The following is a 17737-nucleotide window of genomic DNA, read 5'->3' on the forward strand; positions in this document are numbered from 1 at the left end:
CCTTAAGCTTTCAAAAAAGAGCTGTCTCTTTATTTAGAGATTTTTACTTCAGCGTTCATTCCCGGAAGCACTTCCTCAGAATAATTCGCAATAGAAATTTTTACAGGCACGGTTTGCGTAACTTTTGTATAATTTCCGTCATCATTTGATTTCGGCATTAAAGAGAAGATAGAATTTGTCGCATAGCCGATTTTTTCAATTTTCCCTTCGATTACAGTTCCTCCGTTGCCGTCAACTGTTACGTCAACATCGTCCCCTACTTCAATATCCTTCAGCGTATCCTCTTTTAGATTCGCTGTAATGTACAATTCGTTCAGATCAATGATGCTTGCAATGGTTTGACCAGGCTGTGCCAATTGATCGTTCTCCATTTGTTTTTTAATGATTGTACCCTGTGCCGGAGCAGTAATAGACTGACTGCTTTGGCTGGAACCAATTTTAGCGATTTCAGCACCTTTTCTGACTTCATCGCCTTCTTCTACATTCAAATTAGTAATTTTCCCTGCAGCCGGAGCTTTAATTGTATGAAGATCTCCTGCTACCTTTGCATTATCCGTTGTTACAAAGTTGGTCTGCTGGTAATAGTAATAAACGCCTCCTGCAACCAATGCAAGGATAATCAATACCCCTACAAAATTCACTAAAATAAGCCGTCCTCTGGACATAATAAAATTCCTCCTTAATCCTTAATTCGATTAACCATTATAAAAATACTTTTTAATAAAGTTACTTTTTAATAAAGGTATTTACGATTTGTTACTTTATCATATATTTTTACTTTTTTACAGTAAAAACATTTGGTTAACTTTACAATGTTTAAAACTTGCACTAAATTTATAGGAGAAAAGGGTACGAAAAAGAAAAAAGGGGAGCCGTTATGAAGAACAACCTTAATAAGCAGCTCGAACGGCTGGATGAAATAAAAGACACCTTGTTTATGCACAAGCGCCAGCTGATCGAAATGAAAATTAAAGAATTACCCTATAGTTTAACCCCAACCAAATACCACATTCTTAAATTTGTCTATAATCAAAGGAAATGCAAAGTCGCAGATATTTCCCATAAATTGTACTTAACTTCAGGAGCAACAACGACTCTTCTAAACCAGCTTGAAGATGATTTGCTCCTGAAAAGAGCCCGGGACCAAAATGACCGCAGAATCGTTTGGATTGTCTTGACCGATCAGGGAGATCAGTTCGTTTCAGCTATGATTGAGCAGCGGAACATCTTTTGGGCTGAAATGCTTTCTGTTCTTGATGAAGAGGAGAGAGAAGAATATTTCAGGATCTTAAACAAAATTGAGGCTGGAATTCTATCCAGCAAAAGGGCTATCCAAAAAAGAAATTAAAGCGGCTTCCGGTCAGGCCTGAGGAGAAAAATTCATTTAAAGCCCGGGAATACATCAATGCATTCCCGGGCTTTACCGCTTTTAAGAGCTGTTTCAGCTATTTCCCGAGGTAGGCAAGCAGCATCCAGTTATGCTTTTCAAGACTTTGATGAATGGAAAGCAGCATATCACCTGTTGTTTCATCCCCAGCTTTCCCTGCCAGAACCATGCCCTCTTTAAGCTCACTGGCAACGGTCTTGAAGTCGGCATGCAGCTGCCTTACCATTTCCTCAGCTGTTTCAGCTCCTGCCGCTTCCTTAATCGAAGAAATCTCAAGACATCCTTTCATTGTAGCCACCGGTTTCCCCTGCAATGCGAGCAGCCTTTCAGCCAACTCGTCTATGTAAGTGCCAGCTTCGTTATAAAACTCCTCAAATTTTGCATGGAGCGTAAAGAAATCCTTTCCTGTAACATACCAATGATAATGATGCAGTTTGACGTATAGAACCGTCCAATTCGCTACTTGTTTATTAACGATATCAAGCAATTCCCGGGACATACTAATTCCTCCTTAATTGGCTTTATGGTGGAGATTTACTGCTATTAGCTTGTCTCGAAACGTGTCTCAATATTTATCAGCATGGTAAAATCAAGGAGAAAGTCCGCGTATCTGAAAAAGGAGGGATCCTGATGTATGGCTGGATTATGGGAATCTGCATCGCAATCGTGTTTGCGGTTTTAGCTTTATCGCTTGTTACGACAAAAAAAGCGTACAAGTTTGAGCATACGATCGATCCAGAGGAAGAAAATAAATCCGCGCCTCCAATGGATGAATCAAACTCTGCTGAAAAGTAGGGTTTTTTATTTTGAATGTTTTTAAGAGGTTTTAATTAAAGAGAATCGGGGAATCTTACCTATACAAACACACCAGGATCGAAAAGGAGAATGCACCATGCTTTGGACGATTATTTGGATTTTGCTGATTGTATGGCTAATTGGATTGGTATTTAAAATAGCCGGGGCAGCGATTAACCTCATACTGATTGTGGTAGTTGCACTGATAGTTGTTAAATTCGTTAAACGGAAACGGTTATAGATGCCCCTGAAATGGACACTTATTCAACTGGCGCAGCTTCGGGGCTGCAAGGGTGTATGAGAGGCAGGGCTTACACTGTATAGGTGTTCCATAAAACATAAACGAACGTTTATCTGACAGAACCGAATGACTCGGTTCTTTTATTTATGAGGAGATGTCTAAAAAGTTCTCAAATAAAGCGAAAACCCCCAGGTAAGGCACCGGGGGTTTTCTTTGTAATCGTATATTTAACGCGGAAGGCGACTGAGTAGTCAGCTGTCAGCTATTTGTCGAGCTCAATGTTTCTGTGAGAATTGGAACGATTTGTTTCTTGCGGGAAACAACGCCTTTAAGCAGCGCTCTGCTGTCTTCAATTTTCACTTGATAAGCGCGCTCAACCGCTTCAACATCACGGCCTGAAGCCAGTGCAATTGAATCACTCTCAAGAATGTCTGTCACAACGAATAAGAATAAATCCAGGCCTTTTTCAGCAACTGCTTTTTCAATTGCCGCTTCGATTTCTCTTTGGCGCACTAAAATATCTTCGGGATCTACCGCATTCACCTGTGCAATTTCAACACGGTGTGTTCCCATTTGAAATTCTTTCGCATCAAGGGAAATTAATTCTTCGACTGTTTTACTGCTAAGATCCGCTCCGGCTTTTAGCATTTCCAAGCCATAGCTCTCCAAATCAACTTCAGCAATTTCTGCAAGTTCCTTCGCTGCTGCAATATCCTGATCTTTGCATGTTGGGGATTTAAAAAGCAAAGAATCAGAGATAATGGCGGAAAGCATTAGGCCGGCAGTATTCTTCTCAATCTTCACTCCGTTTTCTTTGTACATTTTATTCAAAATGGTTGTTGTGCAGCCTACTGGCTCAGCTCGATAATACAATGGATCGCTAGTTTCGAAATTGGCAATCCTGTGATGATCAATTACTTCAAGGACAGTAACCTCTGTAATATCATCCGCACTCTGCTGACGCTCATTGTGGTCGACTAGAATGACTTGGCTGACTTCCGAAGAAACCTTCTCCACTAAACGGGGAGCCTGCGTGCTGAATGTATCAAGCGCGTATTGAGTTTCTCCGTTAATTGCTCCTAAACGAACAGGCTCCGCATTCATGCCAAGCTTATTTTTAAGCTCTGCATAAGCAATGCTTGAACAAATTGTATCTGTATCTGGATTTTTATGACCGAAAACCAATACTTTTTCCATCGTATCCTGCTCCTTGCTATAGATAGAATAATTTGCAGTGTTAGCGTGTTAACCCTGCTTCCGCCCTCTATTCTATCACATTTGTTCAGATTTTTCGGCAACGTATTTTTAGGATTAAGCTCTGTTTAACTTGGCTGTTGTTTTCCATTGCAGGCGCTCGCTTTGCGCGGGGCCGGCGGTTAGCCTCTTCACCGCCTTGCGCCTTCGGGGTCTCACCTGTCCCGCTGCTCCCGCAGGAAGCCCGCACCCTCCACTTCAATCAACAGCTGTTAAAAATCAACACCATGCTTTAGCAAAATCTAGGATTTAGGACGGGTGTCAATTTAAAAAAATCATGAAAAACACAGGTATCCGTCTATGTAAAAGCAGAAGGAGAGCTTACAGGATACAAAAGAACTGGAGCTGACCTGACTCCCGGTTTTCAGTAAAATCAATCCATTTGTAGCGGTCAAGTTTTTGATCTAACTGAGCAGTTATTTCATCCTCAATGCCATTCATTAATATCCACGTCTCTTCCAGCGATAAATGAAATTTCTCAGCAGCTTGCTGATAGGGCGAGCAGATCGTGAGCAGGGACATAAACTGCTCCTTCGAATGGCATTGACGGGCCAGCTCATCTTCAGCACGGACAATAAACCTATATAGCTCCTTTTTCTGATCCGGAAGAGTGGAGACAATATCCCGGACCAGCACTTCCATCAATTTTTCATTCAACTGCCCATGCCTCCTTTTCTTACCAGCTTGATTTTTTTACACCCGGTAACTGTCCTTTGTATGCCAGCTCGCGAAATGCGATACGGGACATATCAAATTGACGAATATAGCCCCTCGGTCTTCCTGTCAGCCCGCACCGGTTGTGAAGTCTAGTTGGTGAAGAATCTCTTGGGAGTTTCCTTAAAGCCTCCCAGTCCCCTTTTTCTTTTAATTCGCGCCTGCGCTCAGCATATTTAATCACTGCTGCTTCACGCTGTTTTTCTTTTACAATCTTTGATTTTTTAGCCATGTATCGTCCTTCCTTTCCTACTATAATTGACGGGAGCTGGAGTGAAGATTCGGACAGCATCCCGGGAACTCCTTTTTTAAATTAATAAACCGTAACGGTTACGATTTATTAATTAAACCATACTCTTTCATTCGATTCAAGAACAAAAAAAACTCCGCAGCACGGAGTTTAATGATGATGCCCTGATTCAGCATCCTTCTCTTTCTTTTCAGGCTCAAGCTCTTTAGCCTGTCCAACTGTAAGCCTGACTTTAGGCATCACATGCATATCATGAGCGGTTACATGTGTTTGAAGATAATAGATTCCGTCCTCTTTAAAGCTTTTGGAAACGGTATAGATGCCCTTTCCGCTATGTTCAGCTTTTATCATCTCGCTCTGTTCCTTCGACCCCGATTTCCAGATTTCAAATTCAACAGAGTGAGCATCCTGAACGGCTTCTTTTCCCTGCGTAATTTTCACTTTATATTCCTGAGAGACATTTTTCCGGATCTGTGCTGGCAGGATGATTTTGGCTTCTACCATTTCCGGTACATCAGAAGCCTTCGTTTCTGATGTTTGACAGGCTGTTGTCATGACAAAAAAACAGGCAAACATGATGAAGCACATCCATCTGACAAATCTCATAAGCATCCCATCCCATGCACTTATTTCCTTCTATTATAAGAAATAGTGTAAGCGGTTTCTATATATAATAGAAATATTTTCAAAAGCCTGCATACAAGATCTGTTCTGTAAGTCCGTTTTAAATCCCTCTCCACTTTTTTCAGTTCATTGTTTATAGTGATTTCGCACAGCTTTTCCTGCCCGCGGTGCCAGGCATATTTCGCTGGCATAAATCAAACCTTCCACATAGAAAACCCCCGGCATGCGGACCGGGGGTTTTCGAAACCGTTATTTTCTATGAAGAATATTATCCAAATACTTTTTCAAGTTCTTTTTTATCCTGGTCCAGCCAGAATTTCATTAACCGCTTCGCTCCATCCAAATCATGAAGTTTAGCCTGGCCGCATTGCTTCTCGTTGGCAGCCGGAATTTCCTCAACCTCTATGGCAGCCTTAAGAGTATCATCCAGCAGGTCAATAATTTCCGTAACTGTCGGCTCACCGCTTACAACCAGGTAATACCCTGTTTGACAGCCCATAGGAGAAATATCAATGATATCAAAGTGATCGTATTTTTCAACGTGATCACGGATGTTAAATGCTAGCAGATGCTCAAGAGTATGGATGGTATCCGGTTTCATTGCCTGTTTATTCGGCTGGTAGAAACGAATGTCAAATTTATTAACAACACCATCCGAACCGACTTTGTGGACACCGCAATGTCTGACATATGGTGCTTTTACTGCATTATGATCCAGTTCAAAACTTTCAACTGATGGCATACTTTTCACTCCTCATTGGTTTTCCATAATTCCATTGTAACAATTCCGATAAGATCCATCAACTTAATTGGTTATGAACTCAATTACTGCTCTTTGCTTTTTTATTCCCTTTAGCTTAAATTTATAACATACCCAGAGGAGGACCCAGATGAAAACTTTATTTTTAAAACTCATTCGATTCTACCAAAAATTCATTTCTCCCATGACTCCGCCCTCCTGCCGCTTTTATCCTACCTGTTCAAACTACGGGCTGGAAGCTATTCAGAAGCACGGAGCCATTAAAGGCAGCTGGCTTACGGTTCTGCGGATTTTACGCTGCAATCCGATGCATCCCGGGGGATTCGATCCAGTCCCGGAGAAAAAAACCAAAAATCCTTCTACTCATACCCATTAATAACAGAATCCAGTTTGCCTGTTCCCGGATCAATGACCAAACCGTGAATTTTTACATCTGCCGGAAGAAGCGGGTGATTTTTTATCACATTAACGCTATGTATCACACTGTCCTCAACGACATCAAAACCCTGAAGCCATTTATCCAAATCCATACCCGAGTATCTGAGAAGATCGATTTTCTCTTGTGAAATGCCTCTTTCTTTTGTCTTTTCCAAAAAGGAGGCAGCGTTTAACTTACTCATACCGCAGTCATGATGTCCAACTACACAAATCTCCTCGGCACCAAGTTCATAAACCGCAACCAGCAGGCTTCTCATGATACTTCCGAATGGATGAGCAACAATGGCACCCGCACTTTTCACTATTTTTACGTCTCCGTTCCTGAAGTTCATCGCTTGCGGCAGAAGTTCGACAAGTCTTGTATCCATACAGGTCAAGACAACTAATTTTTTATCGGGAAATTTGCTCGTTTGAAATTTCTCGTACTGTTTTGTTTCAACAAAAGATTCATTATGTTCCAAAATTTGGTCAAGCAGTTTCATTGCTCATTCCTCCATTCTTCTTTTTCACCATCAAATATAGCATACACTTTATCGACTGTGCCTATTTCAGGCATGTTAAATTCAACCTTTTAAACGGACACGCTTCATCCTCCGGTTTTCAAATCGTAATCTTTACGATATAATATCAAAGGGTATAATCCAGTTGTTTGTTTGAGAGGAGAACATGATGAAAAAAATCGCATACAGCCTTTGTATTTTCCTGATCGGAGCCTCCATTTTAGCAGGCTGTTCATCCGGAAATGATACGAAAGAGGCAAAGAATGCTAAGATAAAAGTTTATACGACCATCTTTCCGCTGGAAGATTTCACAAAAAAAATCGGCGGTGACCTAGTGGAGGTCGAAAGCGTATATCCCCCGAATGCAGATGCCCATTCATTCGAACCTTCCACAAAAACAATGGTTAAAATTGCGGAAGGCGACGCATTTATCTATACAGGAGCAGGGATTGAAGGGTTTGCGGATAAAGCTGCCGAAACATTAAAAGATGAAGATACAGCGATGGTAAAAGCAGCAAAAGGAATAAAACTTGCAAAAGGGGAAGCCCATATGCATGAAGAGTCTTCGCATACCGAAGGTGAACACAGCCATGATCATGGGGAAGAAGACCCTCACGTATGGCTCGATCCAATCCGCTCGATTCAGATGGCTGAAAATATTAAAAATGCATTAATTAAAGAGCGTCCCGAAGGAAAAGAAACATTTGAGAAGAATTTTTCTAAGCTGAAATCAGATCTGGAAAAACTTGACTCGGAGTATCGGGATACACTTTCCAAAACACCAAAAAAGGAAATCCTTGTTTCTCATGCTGCATACGGTTACTGGAGTGAGCGATACGGAATTGAGCAAATCAGTGTAATGGGATTATCTGCATCTGAAGAACCGTCTCAGAAGCAGATCAGCTCCATTATTAAAGACGCGAAAGCCCATCATATTAAACACGTCATTTTCGAAAAAAACGTAAGCAGTAAACTGTCCAAAATTGTAGAAGAGGAAATAGGCGCCACTCCTCTTACTGTAAGCAATCTTGAATCCATTACAGAAGAAGATTCGAAAAACAATGAGGATTACTTTAGCCTGATGAGAAAAAATTTACGCACACTAAAAACAGCCCTTTCAGAATAAAGGCTAAAACGCGAAGCTCCTGCGGGCTTCGCGTTTTTCTATTGCCTAATATGCCTTTTCTCATCCTTTACGCTCTCCCTGCGACCGTCTGGAGTCATAGAAATCCCCCTCCCATGTCGAGAAAAAACGGTAAGCTTATAGGAATGATAGGTCTATTACCCTTTGAAAAACAGAAGAGAAGATTGACATTTTTTCAATCCTGTCTTTATTACTATATTAGAAAATCGAATCACTTTTGCTTTAAAGCATATAAATGAGAAGGTTTTTCAATAGAAAATCTCCATTCGAACGAGAATTTCCCATAAAATTTTCATATTTCCCTCCATCTTTTTATATTATTTGTTACATTTTCTCACGATTGAATCATAATTCCTATATTTCACAACGACTTATGAGTCCTAGTATTCATTTTGAATTTTTAGAAAACTTTTCATATTTTTTTTCGTCTATTGGTGCTACTATTCTATTTGTAATACACAATTTCATATTTGGAGAGGGGAATTCATTTGAACAAAAAGTTTGCTGCAATAGTTATGGGAACGGCATTAACATTGGGCGCTGCCCTGCCTTCAGCATCTGCCTTAACCGGTTCAAAAGAGGCCAATTTCGAAGCAAAAGCACAGCTTGTTCAGCAGCAGTGGCTGAAAGACAAAGGCAATCCATCGTTCCAGACAGGCATCAAGTCCAAAATGAAAGTTCAAAAAGAAGCGGAAGCGCGAAATTTCCTCAAACAGGATCGCACCGTTAAAATTGATCCTTCCACTGAACTGACTCTCTTAAGTGAAGAAACAGATGAGCTTGGTTTTACACACTACAAATACATTCAATCTTTAAACGGGGTCCCTGTAGATGGTGCTGTCTATTACGTTCACACGGATAAGAACGGAACCGTAACTGCTACAAATGGTGCCTTGCATGAAGATGCAAAAGCACAGGTCAAAAGCACAAAAGCCAAAATCTCCAAATCAAAAGCTGCAGACCTTGCCTGGAAGTCTATAAATCTATCGAAAAAAGATACAGAAGGTGACGAGCAGGCTGTTCCCCAAGGACCCGTTAAGAAAAGCAATGTGAAAAACACGAACGAAAAAGGAGAGCTCCTTCTTTATAAGAAAGACGGAACTTTCTACCTCGCATACAAAGTTCAGCTGCAATTCATTAAACCATACGGTGCCAACTGGCAAATCTACGTTGACGCAAATACGGGAGACATCATCGATTCATACAATGCAGTAGCAGATGCAACCGGCTCCGGGACAGGGGTGCTTGGAGACACGAAATCCCTGAATACTTACTTTTCAAGCAACACGTATTATCTGTACGATGTGAGCAAGCCGAACATGACAGGTGTGATTGAAACATTCACGGCTAAGAATGGCTCCAGCCTTCCGGGTTCTTATTCCGTCGACAGCGATAACATCTTCAATGCTTCTAATCAGCGTGCAGATGTAGATGCTCACTACTACGCAGGAAAAGTATATGACTACTATTACAACACGCACGGACGCAACAGTTTCGATAACAGCGGAAGCACAATCCGTTCTACTGTCCACTATAGCAGCCGCTATAATAATGCATTCTGGAACGGTTCTCAAATGGTATACGGAGACGGTGACGGCACAACTTTTATTGCTCTTTCCGGAGCACTGGATGTAGTAGCGCATGAACTTACACATGCTGTTACTGAAAGAACAGCCAACCTTCAATATCAAAATCAGTCCGGCGCATTAAATGAATCCATGTCCGATGTGTTTGGATACTTCCTTGATCCAAGTGACTATCTAATGGGTGAAGATGTTTATACTCCAGGGCGCTCCGGAGATGCATTAAGAAGTCTTTCCAATCCGGAAGCATACGGCCAGCCAAGCAACTTTGCAAACTATGTGTACACTTCTTCTGATAATGGCGGGGTTCATACGAACAGCGGAATTCCGAATAAAGCATTCTACTACACAAATCAAAGTATTGGAAAAGCGGCAGCAGAGAAAATCTACTATCGTGCATTAACTAGATACCTCACTCCGACAAGCAGCTTCAGCAATGCCCGTGCGGCCCTTCTTCAATCCGCAGCTGATTTATACGGCAGCGGAAGCAGCACTTACAATGCCGTTGCGAATGCTTGGACACAAGTAGGCGTGAACTAAGCCCTAACTTTAAAAAGCCCGCTTCCCTTTACAGGAAGCGGGCTTTTTCCATGCCTGCATTTACACTTCTTTTTGCATATTATATTTTTGCATAAACCGCTCCGCACGGCCGCCTTTATCAGCAAATTTTTGTCTGCCGGTGTAAAACGGGTGGGAATCGGAAGTCGTCTCCATTTTAATTAATGGGTACGTATTGCCATCTTCCCATTTAATCGTTTCATTGGACCCTTTCGTTGATCCGCTCATAAACTTGAATCCGCTATTAACGTCCATATAGACGACTTTTTGATAATTCGGATGAATTTGTGGTTTCATGTTTTATAACCCCTCTCATCTTAAAACGTAATGTTTACGATTTAATAATAACAAAGCATCTAAACTTTGTCAAAGATACGGTTTCTTTTCTATCCATTTAGCTATGGTAAAGCCTCATGTATGTGATTGAATTCAAAGGCGCTATACTTAGAGCGGCGGGAGGAGGCTTACCGTCCGCCCAAGCAAGGAAAACCACCTGCTAACTTCAATCAACAGCCAAGTTTAACAAAGCTATCCATTTTAAAAAAGACGCTTTCTCTTTTAGAAGAAATGCGCCAAAAACAAGGATTTGCTCATCTTTTAACCGTTAAACCAAGCAAGGCTGCAAAACCAATCGCCTGTTCTGGCGAAACTGCACAGCCATCTAAGCTCCCTGCCCCAATATTCAATTGATCAAACGTACACGTGCTGATATCAATGCCTTTTAGAACGGTCCGTGTAAAATCAGCACCATTCAAATCACAGGAATCAAGCTCCACCTTGTTCAATGTGCAATCAAACCAATTTGTGTTCCGCAGTGATGAATGATTAAAAACGACCTGCTTTAAACGGGCATCCGTAAAGTCCGCCATACTAAACATGCACTCTTCAAAAACCGTATGACTTACATAAGCCTCTGAGAAATTCATGCCCATCAGCTTGCATTCTTTAAATACAACCCTGTTTAAATTCCCCTCAGCAAAGCTTGTATTCGATAGATCACAGTTTTCAAAAACCGCATCGGTCAAATCAATCCGCTCAAAGAGAGAGTTCGTAATCTTCACGTTTCTAAAGACCACTTTGGACAGGAGCAAACGGTTGATATTCCCGCTGTCCATTTCCTCGTTTTCCAGTTTGCTGCCGGATAAAAAAGGATCTTCCGTGTCATCTATATCCTGGAATATAGCCTCTTTTAATACCTGCGGAATCTTAGGCCGATCTATTTTAAATATTGCTGTCATCATTCTCTGCCATCTTTCCCTTCATTTTCAAGCCTCTGAGCAGCTACCATACCACAAAGAAAAGCCTGTATATAAGTCTTTATTTTCCGATGAAAGTCTGTACAGCCCTCCATTTTAAAGAGGGATTCAGCATTTTCGGGTTAATGCTCCGTTTAACTTGTCCAGCTGGAGCTGGATGGTAGCCTGCAAATGAACCGCTAAAAAGACATCCTTAACATGGGCTAATCAAAAAAGACGAATAAGGGTTGGTAAAAAGCGGATAATAAGGAAAGGAAATTAGACTGGAAAGGCGGATTTAAATGACTGATTTAGTGTTTGCGCGCTCCCTTTTTGGTACAACAATGGGGTTTCATATTATTTTCGCCACACTTGGTGTGGGAATTCCATTAATGATTTTCTTTGCGGAAATCATGTTTCAGCGCACAAAAGACATTGATTATTCCATCATGGCAAAGCGATGGACGAAAGGCCAGGCTGTCCTTCTTGGCGTCGCCATCCCAACGGGTACGATAGCAGGAACCCAGCTGACTCTATTATGGCCGGGATTTATGGAAGTCATCGGAAAAGTAATGTCGCTGCCATTTCAGATTGAAATTTATGCATTTTTTATTGAAGCGCTGTTTATGTCCATTTATGTTTATGCTTATGACAAAATTGGGCCAAAAACAAGGCTTTTAAGTGTGTTTTTCATTTTCCTCGGTGCTACGGCATCTGCCGTTCTGATTACCAACATCCACGCATTTGAGGGCACACCGGCAGGCTTCCGTATCCAGAATGGAGAGATCACGGATGTTGATCCGTGGGCTGCGTTCTTTAATCCTAGCTTTTTAGTCTCTGCGGCCCATGTAGCTTTCTCGGCATTTATGACTGGTGCGTTTATGATCACAACCATTGCTGCCTTTAAAATGCTGAAAAACCGAAAAAATGACCGCCTTTTCTCCTTTCACCGGAAAGCGTTCATCATGAGTCTGATTATTGGTTTATTTTCCTCCTTCTTGACAGCTATTAACGGACACGAATCGGCACAAATGCTGCATGAGTATCAGCCTGAAAAACTTGCAGCAGCAGAAGGATTATTTGAAACCCAGGACCACGCACCACTTGCCATCGGAGGATTTACGAGTAAGGAAGAAAAAGAAATCAAGTACGCGATTGAAATTCCATGGGCATTGAGCTTCCTTGCCGGTAACAGCTTTGATACAGAGGTCAAAGGACTGAACGACTTCCCAGAGGACTATTGGCCGCCTTTATTTGTCCACACTCTGTTTAACGCTATGGTTTTAATCGGAAGTGCACTGATTGGACTTGCATTATTCGGTCTTGTGTGGAAAAAGTTTATAAAAAGACCGTTTCCAAAATGGTTTTTATGGATCAGTGTTCTCTCAGGTCCGCTTTCCATCCTGTCTACTGAATTTGGCTGGATCTTTGCCTGTACGGGCAGACAGCCATGGGTGATTTACCGATTGCTGAAAACTTCGGAAGTTGTGACCAAATCCGGAAATATCGGCACGCTGTTTTTATGTTTCACCATTGTCTATGCCATTCTGGGAACCGCTGTCCTCCTTGTCCTGATTTTTTACTTTAAACGGAATACCGTTGAAAAAGATCTGGCTGCGGTACAGGGGGATTCATCCAAAGGGAACGGCGTGGATGTTTAGTAAGGCGCCCGTGTTACAACAGCTTTTTTAATCGGCTGTGATTTCCTCTTGCATGGCGCCTTCCAATTAGAAGGTGTGAATGAATCAGCAGCCTGCTTCAACATAGCCATTTTAAAAAGGAGGCAGCATACAAATGGGCGTATCCGCTGATGCTTTATTAGCTATATCTGTTTTATGGGGGTTTGTTTTTATATACGCTGTAATGGGAACGATGGATTTTGGGGCAGGTTTCTGGTCGATGATTTACTTTAATCAAAAAAGAACAAAGGCGACAAATATCGCGAACCGGTATTTAAGTCCGACGTGGGAAGTGACCAATGTATTTATTGTAGCCATTGTGGTCGCCGTCTTCAGCTTTTTTCCGGGTGCTGCTTTTATTCTGGGGACCGTATTATTGATTCCCGGGAGTATGATTCTTTTGCTTCTCGCTATTCGGAGCGGTTTCCTCGTATTTTCCCATGTAGCAAAGGATTATGAACGGGCACTCACTTATATTTCGGGAATTTCCGGCTTCATCATCCCGGCCCTGCTTATTTCGATTTTGCCAATAACTCACGGCAAATATATCAAAGTGGTTGACGGAGTCCATCAGCTTCAGCTCGGAACCCTGCTCTCAAGTCCTAACGTATGGGCCTTTATCGGATTTGCTGTCAGCAGTACCTTATTTCTATCCTCTCTCCTTCTTGCTGATTATTCAAGGAACCTGGCAGGTGAGGAAAAAGCCTATGAGGTTTACCGGCGGGATGCACTCATAACGGGTCCGGTTTCCATCATTATGGCCTTCTTGATCATGCTGACGCTCAAAACAGAGGCTAGATGGATTTATGACAATATGATGGAACATTTACCGGCCCTCATCGGCTCAGTGGTGATGTTCCTCATCGCCGGAGCAGCATTATTTATACCGTCCAGAAACAGAAACACACTTGGCAGACCCAGAATCGCGATGGTCGCTGTTCTTTTGCAGTATTTTCTTGCGAGCTATGCATATGGGCGCTCCCACCTGCCATATATGATTTATCCGGATATTACACTGGACGCGGGATTTACAGATCCAAACACATTCCATGCCTTGTTTATCAGTTACATTGTGGGTTTTGCTATTCTCTTCCCGGGCTTTATCTTTTTTTGGAACCTATTCATGAAAAATCCTAAAACAGCTGAGGAAAATGAATCCTAAAACATACTGTGTATGGACTGTGCTTTGAGGTTCAAAATAATAAAAAACGGAAGGAGGAATGGAAAATGGCCAAGCAAAAAGTTCAATGTGAAGTAAACAACTGTACGTATTGGGGACAAGGAAACAATTGTACCGCTGATGCCATCTACGTCGTGAGCCATACAGGAGAACACGCGAGCCGCAGCGAGGAAACGGATTGCAAGACGTTTAAACCTCAAGACCTGTAATTAAGCCTGGAAAATCATGGAGTGGAGTCTCATTCACTTAAAACAGGGACACGCATTCTAAGCGTTTCCCTGTTTTCGTTTGAAGTTTGAGTCATGCTGATGGAAGCGGCAAACCGAGACTCCGAGCTGAGAGCTGCGGGACAGGTGAGACCACGCAGTTGCTTAAGCTAGAGAAGGCTCACCGCCCGCCCAAGGAAAGAAAAGCGCCTGCTAGCTGCAATCAACAGCCAAGTTTAACAGAGCCTAAACAAAAAACACCGGCTGGATCCGCCGGTGAAAATGGATGAGCGCTATGAGGAAATGTAGTGGTTATTGGGTGGAAGTGTTTTGTTTTTGAAGCAAGTCATGCATTTCAAGCTTAGAAAGCTTTGTCAGCTCCTGAACCGTTTCCGGGGAAACTTCACGTTTAAGCAGCAGCGTGGCAATGAAAATCTTTCGATCAATCGGCTCCTTTTCATCTTGTCCGGTGCAAATATTCATGAGCGGGAGATCCCTCCTTTCTTTGTCAGTATAGCGCTGGTCAGGAAGGAGCGCAAAATCCCACTTTTTTCTTCTTGCCTTTAAATAGTACATTTCCATAAACAAAAAAAGATAACCCCCGGGACGGAGGTTATTTTGCGTAGACAAAACTCTTTTTTGTATATTTTTTCAGTTTTCCCCGATCTACTTCAAAACCAAGGCCAGGACCATCCGGAACCTGTACCGTTCCGTTTTTAACCTTCACCTCAGGTAAAATCAAATCCTCTTCCCAGTATCGCGAAGAGGCAGAAATGTCACCAGGGATTGTAAAGTTTTTAAGCGATGCGGCCGCAATGTTATGGGCTCTCGAAATCCCTGTTTCCAGCATTCCCCCGCACCATACAGGAATTCCGGCCTCTTCGCAGAGATCATGGATTTTTCTCGCTTCGGCAAGTCCTCCTACCCGTCCAGGTTTTATATTAATGATTTGGCAGCTCCCGAGCTGAATGGCTTTTCTGGCATCTTCTGCGGATTCAATGCTTTCATCTAAGCAAATGGGTGTCCGGAGCATTTTTTGAAGAATGGAATGATCGATAATATCATCTGCCGCCAGAGGCTGCTCAATCATCAGCAAATTAAATTCATCCAGTTTCTTCAAATGTTCGGCCTGTTCCAGGGAATAAGCTGAATTGGCATCCGCCATTAATGGAATATCAGGATACGCCCTTCTGATTTCCCGAATCAGATCCATATCTTTCCCCGGCTTTATTTTTACTTTTAATCGTTTATAGCCCGCCTGCAATGCACGCTCTACTGAGTTCAGCATTTCCTGTATCGGAGCGAGTCCGATGACAACTCCGGCTTCTATATTTGTTCTGGTTCCGCCGAGGAGTTTGGAAAGGGACCGGTTGTTTTGCTTTCCGTACAGATCCCAGTATGCCATTTCCAAGGCGGCTTTCGCCATCCTGTTTCGCTTCAGTACAGAGAAAGAGGAGCTTACCTCAACCGGGTGGCTGTATTCATTTGCAAAGGCGATCGGAATTAAGAAATCCTCCAGCATATGAAGACTCGTTTTCACCGTTTCCTCTGTATACCAAGGAGAGGAAAAAGCAACACCTTCTCCCCAGCCGGCTGCACCGTGTTCATCTTCCACTTCAACAATGATGCTCTCCCGGTTTTCCACTCTCTCCAAACTTGACTCAAATGGCTCAACAAGTTTCATTTCGGTCAGATGCAGGGTGATTTTTTTTATCTTCGTCATTGTTTCAGCTCTTTCAATAAATGCCGCTGGAGTTTTCGAGATGCATTCCTTGGCAGTTCATGAACGAAAGCAAATCCTTTGGGCACTTTATATTTAGCTAGTTTTCCTGTACTGTAGCGGATCAGTTCCTCTTCTGAAACCGGCTCAGCTTCCACAATAAATCCGTATGGAACCTGTCCCCATTTTTCATCCGGAATTCCTGCCACTCCCGCTTCTTTCACAGCAGGATGCTCCAATAGAATTGATTCAATTTCAGCCGGATAAATATTTTCCCCGCCTGAAATGATGAGATCCGACCGGCGGTCCAGCACATAAAGGAATCCCTCTTCATCCATACGGCCAATATCTCCAGTATGGAGCCAGCCGTCTTTCAGAACTTTGTTTGTTTCCTCCTCTTTATTCCAATATCCTTTCATGACGTTGGGCCCTTTAACGGTAATTTCACCAGGAGTTCCGGTGTCCGTTTCTGTTCCGTCTTCCCCGATAATTTTAATCTGGCATGGAAAAAGAGGTTTACCGGCCGAACCCAATTTTTTAAAAGCGTCTTCTGTGGAAAGTGTGGCAAATTGGGAGGAAGTTTCGGTCATTCCATATGTTTGAAACACTGGAATCCCCTTATCTCTGCATCCATTCAGAAGCGGCGCGGGAGCAGGACCACCGCCTAAAAGCATACAGCGGAAGGTGTTCGGATATTGCCGGCCTTCCAATTCATCAAGCATCGAAGCAAGCATTGTGCCCACCACGGAAATAATACTGATCCGGTCCTCCATAATCGATTGATTAATGACTTCAGCATCGAAGCGCTGATGAAGCTGTATCGTCATTCCATAAATCACACTTCTAAATAAGATGGATAGCCCGCTGATATGAAACAGGGGGACAGCTGCAAGCCATTTATCCTCTGAATGCAGTCCTAAATTAAGCGCTGATCCTGCAGCACTCCAGTAATGATTGCCGAATGTTTGCATGACCCCTTTTGGTTTTCCGGTTGTACCCGACGTATACATAATCACAGCTGTATCGTTCAAATCGAATTCCTGTAAATAAGATGCCGGTTTTTCTCCCTGCATAAAGACATCGCCGGCTGTCCATTTTTGACTCTTCTCCACCAAGAGTTTATCAAAGTAAGCGTGATCAGCAATCGTCATGATTGAACGTGAATCTTGAATCTGGTAAAGCCATTCTTCTTTTGAGAGACGTGTATTAAGCAATACAGCGGTTGCTCCAGTGTAAAAAATCGCGTGGAGCATTTTCACCATTTCTATACTGTTTCCCATTAAAACAGCAATATGATCCCCTTTTGAAACTCCGAGCTTCTTTAATCCCCCGGCTCTGTACAGCGCTTCGTGATGGAGATTTTTAAAAGAAATAGACTCTTCCTTTGTCTCAACAGCCGTTCTGTCCGGTGTTAAATAAGCACGCTGCATAAGCCAGTTTGGCATCATCACTTGTTCAGGCATGATCGA

Annotated in this window: 22 protein-coding genes; 9 read left to right on the forward strand and 13 right to left on the reverse strand. The window is 42.5% G+C overall.

The genetic code is table 11. From position 1 onward, the window contains the following. Positions 1-29: 29 nt before the first annotated feature. Positions 30-665, reverse strand: coding sequence for a biotin/lipoyl-containing protein (locus CEF21_RS17775; RefSeq protein WP_123918705.1), 636 nt, complete (start codon positions 663-665; stop codon positions 30-32). 212 nt (positions 666-877) lie between these two features. On the opposite strand from CEF21_RS17775, the gene CEF21_RS17780 reads away from it, so the two are divergent. Then, a complete protein-coding gene (locus tag CEF21_RS17780) occupies positions 878-1348 on the forward strand; it encodes a MarR family winged helix-turn-helix transcriptional regulator (RefSeq protein ID WP_123918707.1) in 471 nt (156 codons plus the stop codon). 97 nt (positions 1349-1445) lie between these two features. On the opposite strand, the gene CEF21_RS17785 is transcribed toward CEF21_RS17780, so the two are convergent. Next, a complete protein-coding gene (locus CEF21_RS17785) occupies positions 1446-1886 on the reverse strand; it encodes a Dps family protein (RefSeq protein WP_123918709.1) in 441 nt (146 codons plus the stop codon). Between the two features lie 131 nt (positions 1887-2017). On the opposite strand from CEF21_RS17785, the gene ytzI reads away from it, so the two are divergent. Together ytzI and CEF21_RS17795 are read left to right on the forward strand one after the other, a co-directional pair. After that, positions 2018-2182, forward strand: a complete 165-nt coding sequence (gene ytzI, locus CEF21_RS17790) for a YtzI protein (protein ID WP_123918711.1) — start codon at positions 2018-2020, stop codon at positions 2180-2182. 97 nt (positions 2183-2279) lie between these two features. Beyond that, the gene (locus tag CEF21_RS17795; protein WP_123918713.1) at positions 2280-2423 is read left to right on the forward strand and encodes a lmo0937 family membrane protein; all 144 of its coding nucleotides are present in this window, start codon (positions 2280-2282) and stop codon (positions 2421-2423) included. Between the two features lie 258 nt (positions 2424-2681). Here the strand turns inward: CEF21_RS17795 and CEF21_RS17800 are convergent, their stop codons facing one another. The 5 genes from CEF21_RS17800 to CEF21_RS17820 form a co-directional block, all read right to left on the reverse strand. Then, positions 2682-3620, reverse strand: a complete 939-nt coding sequence (locus CEF21_RS17800; protein WP_123918715.1) for a manganese-dependent inorganic pyrophosphatase — start codon at positions 3618-3620, stop codon at positions 2682-2684. 378 nt (positions 3621-3998) lie between these two features. Further along, positions 3999-4334 (reverse strand): hypothetical protein, encoded by a 336-nt coding sequence (locus CEF21_RS17805; protein WP_123918717.1) that lies wholly within the window; start codon positions 4332-4334, stop codon positions 3999-4001. Between the two features lie 19 nt (positions 4335-4353). Beyond that, positions 4354-4623: a 30S ribosomal protein S14 gene (rpsN, locus tag CEF21_RS17810; protein ID WP_123918719.1), complete on the reverse strand. Its 270-nt coding sequence runs from the start codon at positions 4621-4623 to the stop codon at positions 4354-4356. 168 nt (positions 4624-4791) lie between these two features. After that, positions 4792-5247, reverse strand: a complete 456-nt coding sequence (locus CEF21_RS17815; RefSeq protein WP_164462238.1) for a FixH family protein — start codon at positions 5245-5247, stop codon at positions 4792-4794. 286 nt (positions 5248-5533) lie between these two features. After that, the gene (locus CEF21_RS17820; protein WP_123918723.1) at positions 5534-6007 is read right to left on the reverse strand and encodes an S-ribosylhomocysteine lyase; all 474 of its coding nucleotides are present in this window, start codon (positions 6005-6007) and stop codon (positions 5534-5536) included. 148 nt (positions 6008-6155) lie between these two features. Between CEF21_RS17820 and yidD the strand changes: the two genes are divergently transcribed. Then, complete coding sequence (gene yidD, locus CEF21_RS17825; protein ID WP_123918725.1) at positions 6156-6401, forward strand: membrane protein insertion efficiency factor YidD; 246 nt, start codon at positions 6156-6158, stop codon at positions 6399-6401. Here yidD and CEF21_RS17830 read toward each other — a convergent pair. Further along, positions 6385-6945 carry a beta-class carbonic anhydrase gene (locus tag CEF21_RS17830; protein ID WP_123918727.1) on the reverse strand — a complete coding sequence of 187 codons (561 nt, stop codon included), beginning with the start codon at positions 6943-6945 and terminating at the stop codon, positions 6385-6387. The genes yidD and CEF21_RS17830 overlap by 17 nt on opposite strands. 187 nt (positions 6946-7132) lie before the next feature. Here CEF21_RS17830 and CEF21_RS17835 point away from each other — a divergent pair, with 187 nt between their 5' ends. Both CEF21_RS17835 and CEF21_RS17840 read left to right on the forward strand, forming a co-directional pair. Then, a complete protein-coding gene (locus CEF21_RS17835) occupies positions 7133-8089 on the forward strand; it encodes a metal ABC transporter substrate-binding protein (RefSeq protein WP_123920367.1) in 957 nt (318 codons plus the stop codon). A gap of 533 nt (positions 8090-8622) precedes the next feature. Continuing rightward, the gene (locus tag CEF21_RS17840) at positions 8623-10230 is read left to right on the forward strand and encodes a M4 family metallopeptidase (RefSeq protein ID WP_123920369.1); all 1608 of its coding nucleotides are present in this window, start codon (positions 8623-8625) and stop codon (positions 10228-10230) included. 60 nt (positions 10231-10290) lie between these two features. On the opposite strand, the gene CEF21_RS17845 is transcribed toward CEF21_RS17840, so the two are convergent. Both CEF21_RS17845 and CEF21_RS17850 read right to left on the reverse strand, forming a co-directional pair. Beyond that, positions 10291-10545, reverse strand: coding sequence for a type B 50S ribosomal protein L31 (locus CEF21_RS17845; RefSeq protein ID WP_123918729.1), 255 nt, complete (start codon positions 10543-10545; stop codon positions 10291-10293). A 293-nt stretch (positions 10546-10838) separates the two neighbouring features. Next, complete coding sequence (locus tag CEF21_RS17850; protein WP_241156705.1) at positions 10839-11489, reverse strand: pentapeptide repeat-containing protein; 651 nt, start codon at positions 11487-11489, stop codon at positions 10839-10841. A 296-nt stretch (positions 11490-11785) separates the two neighbouring features. Between CEF21_RS17850 and CEF21_RS17855 the strand changes: the two genes are divergently transcribed. From CEF21_RS17855 to CEF21_RS17865, 3 genes are all read left to right on the forward strand, one after another. Next, on the forward strand, positions 11786-13144 hold the full coding sequence (locus CEF21_RS17855; RefSeq protein WP_123918731.1) for a cytochrome ubiquinol oxidase subunit I: 1359 nt from the start codon (positions 11786-11788) through the stop codon (positions 13142-13144). A 133-nt stretch (positions 13145-13277) separates the two neighbouring features. After that, positions 13278-14324: a cytochrome d ubiquinol oxidase subunit II gene (locus tag CEF21_RS17860; RefSeq protein ID WP_123918733.1), complete on the forward strand. Its 1047-nt coding sequence runs from the start codon at positions 13278-13280 to the stop codon at positions 14322-14324. 65 nt (positions 14325-14389) lie between these two features. Then, positions 14390-14551 carry a DUF1540 domain-containing protein gene (locus CEF21_RS17865; protein ID WP_123918735.1) on the forward strand — a complete coding sequence of 54 codons (162 nt, stop codon included), beginning with the start codon at positions 14390-14392 and terminating at the stop codon, positions 14549-14551. Positions 14552-14860: 309 nt separating this feature from the next. Here CEF21_RS17865 and CEF21_RS17870 read toward each other — a convergent pair whose 3' ends face one another. From CEF21_RS17870 to CEF21_RS17880, 3 genes are read right to left on the reverse strand one after another with little or no spacing between them, the layout of a single operon-like run. After that, positions 14861-15136 (reverse strand): hypothetical protein, encoded by a 276-nt coding sequence (locus CEF21_RS17870; RefSeq protein ID WP_123918737.1) that lies wholly within the window; start codon positions 15134-15136, stop codon positions 14861-14863. 25 nt (positions 15137-15161) lie between these two features. Beyond that, entirely contained in the window at positions 15162-16271 is a 1110-nt protein-coding gene (gene menC / locus CEF21_RS17875; protein WP_123918739.1) for an o-succinylbenzoate synthase, read from the reverse strand. Continuing rightward, the gene (locus CEF21_RS17880; RefSeq protein WP_123918741.1) at positions 16268-17731 is read right to left on the reverse strand and encodes an o-succinylbenzoate--CoA ligase; all 1464 of its coding nucleotides are present in this window, start codon (positions 17729-17731) and stop codon (positions 16268-16270) included. Before CEF21_RS17880 ends, menC begins: the two co-directional genes overlap by 4 nt. Positions 17732-17737: the final 6 nt, after the last annotated feature.

Source organism: Bacillus sp. FJAT-42376, assembly GCF_003816055.1.
Taxonomy (GTDB): domain Bacteria; phylum Bacillota; class Bacilli; order Bacillales; family Bacillaceae; genus Metabacillus_B.